This window comes from Microvirga subterranea, from assembly GCF_003350535.1.
GTDB lineage: Bacteria > Pseudomonadota > Alphaproteobacteria > Rhizobiales > Beijerinckiaceae > Microvirga > Microvirga subterranea.
This window is the reverse complement of sequence record NZ_QQBB01000031.1, coordinates 1-3,445: the sequence shown is the minus strand read 5'-3', so window position 1 is coordinate 3,445 and position 3,445 is coordinate 1. Positions and strand designations below refer to the sequence as shown.

General features: G+C 60.3%; 4 protein-coding genes and 1 pseudogene. 1 reads left to right on the top strand and 4 read right to left on the bottom strand.

Annotation, left to right across the window (positions count from 1 at the left end; all coding sequences use genetic code 11):
• A pseudogene (locus tag DES45_RS24635) lies at positions 1-158 on the bottom strand (IS3 family transposase); the annotation flags it as partial.
• A 724-nt stretch (positions 159-882) separates the two neighbouring features.
• Positions 883-1,662 carry a hypothetical protein gene (locus DES45_RS25485; protein WP_147282513.1) on the bottom strand — a complete coding sequence of 260 codons (780 nt, stop codon included), beginning with the start codon at positions 1,660-1,662 and terminating at the stop codon, positions 883-885.
• 290 nt (positions 1,663-1,952) lie between these two features.
• On the opposite strand from DES45_RS25485, the gene DES45_RS24925 reads away from it, so the two are divergent.
• Positions 1,953-2,741 carry a hypothetical protein gene (locus tag DES45_RS24925; protein WP_147282512.1) on the top strand — a complete coding sequence of 263 codons (789 nt, stop codon included), beginning with the start codon at positions 1,953-1,955 and terminating at the stop codon, positions 2,739-2,741.
• Here DES45_RS24925 and DES45_RS24615 read toward each other — a convergent pair.
• Positions 2,736-3,188 carry a hypothetical protein gene (locus DES45_RS24615; RefSeq protein WP_147282511.1) on the bottom strand — a complete coding sequence of 151 codons (453 nt, stop codon included), beginning with the start codon at positions 3,186-3,188 and terminating at the stop codon, positions 2,736-2,738. The genes DES45_RS24925 and DES45_RS24615 overlap by 6 nt on opposite strands.
• Before the next feature lie 135 nt (positions 3,189-3,323).
• On the bottom strand, positions 3,324-3,445 hold a 122-nt coding region (locus DES45_RS24610; protein ID WP_147282505.1), incomplete at its 5' end, for an integrase core domain-containing protein.

Below are 3,445 nucleotides of genomic sequence, written 5' to 3'. Positions count from 1 at the left end.
CTTTTTTTGAGCAGACGGTTCTCGAGGGTGAGATCGGCCACCACCTCCTTGAGAGCGGCTGCCTCCCGACGCAGGCCCCTGACCTCGTCTGAGGTGGCCTCCCGGGCGACATCGCCGGCCAGGCGCTTCTTGCCGGCTTCCAGGAAGTCCTTGGACCAGCGTTCGGCGAACCACGAGGTGAGCGATCCTACTGCGCGAAGATATAGGAAAGCGCAGCTCTGCTCATAAAGAGTTGGTGGAATAAGTGGAAGGCTCAGGCTGAGGCATTCAATCTTCCACGAACAGAACGTCTTTCTCGTCCTGACTTCCGTGAGGTGGGAGAGGAGGATCACAACCTCGCCAGTCGCGTTGGACGAGTACACCGATCCTGTTGGTTGCTTCCGTCAGATGCACCGCACTGAGCTCAGGGCCGACCGGACTCGTTTAGTCGATCCCCAGAGGGAACCGGCCCTGAGCTCCTATCGGCCCTTTGGCTATCCTTCGTGCATCAATCCAGACGACTGCTACCGCCAGGACCTAATCCGTCCCAAGATCCTGCTGACGGTTCTCGTCCAGCGGTGCTTCACGTGGTTCCAGCGATCCCTGAGTGGGTCGAGCCTGGAAACGAGCCGAGACTTTCGTTCCTGCAAATCAGCGATGTCTTTGCCGATGCTGCTGAGCACCGCCTCGGCGAACTCGTAGATAGCGAGGAATTTCTTGGCTTTCGCGAACCTGCGCTCGCGATGGCTTCGCGCCCGTTCCAGAACATCATCCGGGAACCAGCGGTGTTGCAGGTCCCGCCAACCCTCATGGGTCTGTTCCGGCGCAAGCCCGCGGTATTTTGCGACAGCCTTCCGTCGGTTGGCGTCGCTAGCCGCCTTGATCTCTTGCCAAGTGCATCCATCACGTCTCGTTTTTGGGAAACCCGAGCTGCCGCACGACCTCCCGACGTGCCGCCTCGAGCGTAACGGACAGCTCGGCTTGACGCACCTTCGCCACTGCGTGGGGAACGCCCCAATGCTTGGCGGCATCTCTCGGCTCCATCCCGGCGAGGATGTGCCAAGGAATCTCACTGTCCCGCAGGGCAATGGCAAGATTGACGGGGATGGCGGGCACGAGCATGCTGCCACCGCGTTTGATGATGGGACCCAGGGTTTCCGCCGCAGCTCTCGCCAGGGGAGAATCGGCATCGAGCGTCGACCAGGCGCTATGGGCATCATTGAGCCCAATGGCAACCGTTGCCTCTGGCACGGCGCGACCGAACGCAGCCGCAGTCTCCCCCGCAAGCCGGATCATCTCGAGATCGCAGCGGGCCATGACGAGAACGACTGCCGGCCGATCCGCTGGGACCTCATCGATGATCCCGACACCTCCCAAGAACTCCGCGAGGCGCTCATCGAGATTGGCACCGGTATCCCAGATCACCGTCTCGCCTTGTGCAAAACTCTCAAGGGTTCGGTCGAAAGCGTCGCTCATCGCGCGCACATCCGCCTCCGGGTTGGTCTGAAGCTCTCTTGCGAGTGGCAGCGATACGGGCGTGACCAGATCAGCCGGGAGGCGTCGGCCATGCCGTCTCTGATCGTCGAACTCAACAATCCGGGCCTTGGTGCCGGAAAGATCGATCGAGGCCTGAAGAAGGGTCGTGGCAGTTGTCTTCCCGGCATTTCCGGCACGGCTGGCCACAACAAGCAGGCTCGGCGACGTCGGGGAGATGGGCTCTCTTCGGCGCAAAAACGGTAACAAAGTTTGTTCTCCACAGATCCCGGTGCCAAAAGGGCGGCCTCTGACCGGCAATTTGCCGGTTAGAATTCAATCTGTCAAGCTGGCACTCGCCCGAAACGGGATTTGCGACTAAGTCTCAGGTCTATGAGAGGAGATGAAGAAACGTGTCTCGGGGACAATCTTGGCAGGATCTCGCACGGACAGCTGCCTCAAGGCTGCAGGATGCTTCACATGGTGAGCGGCGCCAGATCTTGGAGCAGCTCGCCTCGGAAAGCGGCCACGAGCCGTCAACACTCCGCAGCATGGTCAAAACGCTAGGCTATCTCAATCACCTGCGGAACAATGACCCGGCCCTCGCCGAGCATGCCGAGCGCTGCAGCCATGCGTTCCTCTCTGTGTTCGAACGATGGTCGCACTACGATCCAGCAGGTGCCCGGGAAGCTCTCCTGGATCATTCCAAGAATCCGGTGCTATTGCGGGCCCTGGTCGCGCGAGAGAAGGTGGCGCGCCGGGCGGCACCCCAACCGGCCCCGGATGATCTGGCGGTCCTGCCGGCCTCACCTCGCCCTGACCTTCCCGGTCTGCTGAATCAAACCTTCTCGGGGGTTTGGGAGAGGGAACCACTTAGGGGGATCCTGCAACGCCAGCGGTCACAATGGCAGACGCCGCCATCGCTCGAGGATGCCTCGGATGCGTATCGCCGGTCGAGCGCCGGTCTTGAGCAATTACGACCTCAACGCCTCGAATGGATCAAGCCCAACGAGTTGTGGCGGCGACGGCGAGTGACGGCGGTCGCGCTGGATGATACCTGGACTCCCGTTGCGGCCGCCTTCGAAGTCAAGGCTCATGCTAGCTGGAAATTGCTGCGGGATCGTGCGCCAGAGCTTATCCTGCGTGGCCACGGTCTGCGTAGCGCCGTCGACCTGGTACTGATCATCCTTCCCGACGTAAGCGCTGCGGAGGTCTTCGATCGCGCTGAACTGGGGCCGGAATATGCCAACGGCAGTCACGACGTATGGTGGTTCTACTGCGGCTCATAATTCATCATCGTTCTGATCGGATTTCTCGGGACGTGCCATTCGGGAACGCCGTTCGATCGTCTTTTGGAGTTCGACTAGATCCACCCTCGGATCAGCTTGGGAAGACCTGTCACCCGTGATGCCACTTGAACTCTGGGCTTTCGGGGGGGCGGATGAACGTCCTTCCGCGGCCTGCAAGGCCGCCGTTGAGCGATTTCGCTTCAGGTCCTTCCTGGCGCGCCTGATCGACTGACGCAGCGCGGCTCTCGTCACGTCAGGAGCAGAGGAGCTTGTCAGCTTCAGGATTTGATCGATGATCGTTTCGCCCGTGTAGCCCTCGGCTACAAGAGCCTCAATCGCATCAATGTGGTTGCGGACTACGCGCGAGACGAGGATGCGTGTCTCGGGCTCTGCCGTCAGACCCGTTGCAATAATGTTCACAAGCTTTGCAAGATCCTTAGCAGGCATCAGGAGCACCATAATTTCATTGGAAAAACTGCGACAATCCGTGTTTCTGGCAAGTCACACGTCCCCCGGAAACCGGACTACACCTACAGCATCCCTGGCGCCAATCTGGACCTGCCCCCATATGTGATCCACGAGCTACGCAACTTTCCGGGCTTGGTAAGCTTGTTGGGCGAAGGCGCTCGGGGTCAAGCCACCGAGCGCTGTATGTGGCCTGGTCTCATTGTAGTCTCTCCTCCAGTCTTCAATCCGCTCTCTGG